2 protein-coding genes are annotated in these 1,424 nt (G+C 45.1%); both read left to right on the top strand.

Annotated elements, in window-relative coordinates:
* The first annotated feature begins 205 nt into the window (after nucleotides 1-205).
* The gene (locus tag SIN01_RS14705; protein ID WP_010027870.1) at nucleotides 206-997 is read left to right on the top strand and encodes a M15 family metallopeptidase; all 792 of its coding nucleotides are present in this window, start codon (nucleotides 206-208) and stop codon (nucleotides 995-997) included.
* 90 nt (nucleotides 998-1,087) lie between these two features.
* Nucleotides 1,088-1,246: a hypothetical protein gene (locus SIN01_RS15150; protein ID WP_156994739.1), complete on the top strand. Its 159-nt coding sequence runs from the start codon at nucleotides 1,088-1,090 to the stop codon at nucleotides 1,244-1,246.
* Nucleotides 1,247-1,424 lie beyond the last annotated feature (178 nt).

Here is a 1,424-nt window from a genome sequence, read left to right as displayed (position 1 = left end):
GAATGTCAAGTTGTTGCTTGGATAACCGGCAGTTAGTGATTCGATACCCCTAATTTCTATATATTTTTTCATCCGCCGATGCGGATTTTTTTTGTTTGCGCTAATGAAATGGCTCCGGGCTTCGAATACAATAAAAGAGGTACAGGCAAAATGAACAGTGTGTCTGACTAACATCGATTGTAAATTAAAAAAACGGAGCGCTTTTATGAACAACAAAGGAATTTTATCTGCAGCAGCGATGGCGGCTCTATTGGGATTATCCGCCTGCAGCCAATGGCCGTGGAGCAGTTCGTCGAATACCGCCTCTACGCAAACACACTCATCATTGAATAATCAGAAAGCACAGAGCCATGATTCCTCACCACAGCAGAACACGGTTTCCGCGATGAATCAAAAGGGCATTCACGTGGTTGCCGATCCGCGAAGTACACACGTGCTTGTTAATAAGTATTTCAAGTTGCCCAATGACTATGTACCGAATGATTTGGTCGATCTTGATGTCCCGTTTATTTTCTCTGGAAAATCGGAAAAAAAGAAAATGCGCCGCATTGCCGCCGCTCCACTTAAACGCATGTTTGATGCGGCAAAGAGCGATGGAATTCAGCTTGCGGGCGTCTCAGCATACCGTTCTCACAAGAGTCAAGTTGCGTTGTTCAATTATTACGTTCAGCGTGATGGTGAAAAAAAGGCACTGAACTACAGCGCGCGGCCGGGGACAAGTGAACACGAGACCGGACTTGCCATTGATGTTTCAGGAATGAACGGCAAGTATGCGGCAACACAAGAATTCGGCAAAACCCCTGAGGCGGCTTGGCTAGCAGAGCATGCCCAAGATTATGGGTTTATCGTACGTTATCCTGAGGGAAAAGAATCGGTAACCGGATATGAGTACGAAGCCTGGCATCTGCGCTATGTCGGCCTTCCAGCAGCGCAAAAGATCGCTGAAGCCCATGAAACCCTAGAGGAGTATTTAAACGATGTACCGGTCAACCAGTGAATTGGAAATGATTCACGTTCATTGAATCTGATACTGAGGTTAAGCTATAAAGGTTCGGGTAACCGGATAAATCTTCAGTGGTGGTGGGCAATGATGAAACAGCGAAATGGAATCGTACCTTTGATTGCATCAATCGGCATCGGAGCGGCTTGTTACCAAATGATGAAACCGAATAATAAGGTTGGCCAAGCGGTTAAAGGTCGTATGGACAAAATGATGCGTCAGAAACAAGTCTTTCCAGAAAGCTGATCAGATCAGAAGAAAAAGGAGCCCAAGTAAAGGGTTCCTTTTTCTTACAGGTAAAAGGATTTAGAATGTTGCCTTGCTGCCACGACGATAAGCGGAAAGAGGAACTTCTGCAAATTATACAGGACCTTTCGCTATGTAAAGGGACTTTCGCTAATTGTAAGAGGAACTTCTGCTAATT

It is taken from the genome of Sporolactobacillus inulinus, from assembly GCF_006539285.1.
Lineage (GTDB): Bacteria > Bacillota > Bacilli > Bacillales > Sporolactobacillaceae > Sporolactobacillus > Sporolactobacillus inulinus.
Note: the sequence above shows the minus strand (reverse complement) of the source record. Positions and strands in the feature narration are given on the sequence as shown.

Bases quoted from the DNA above. Each gene is read 5' to 3' on its own strand.
- SIN01_RS14705 (WP_010027870.1), top strand. From the start codon at position 206: ATGAACAACAAAGGAATTTTATCTGCAGCAGCGATGGCGGCTCTATTG.
- SIN01_RS15150 (WP_156994739.1), top strand. From the start codon at position 1,088: ATGATGAAACAGCGAAATGGAATCGTACCTTTGATTGCATCAATCGGC.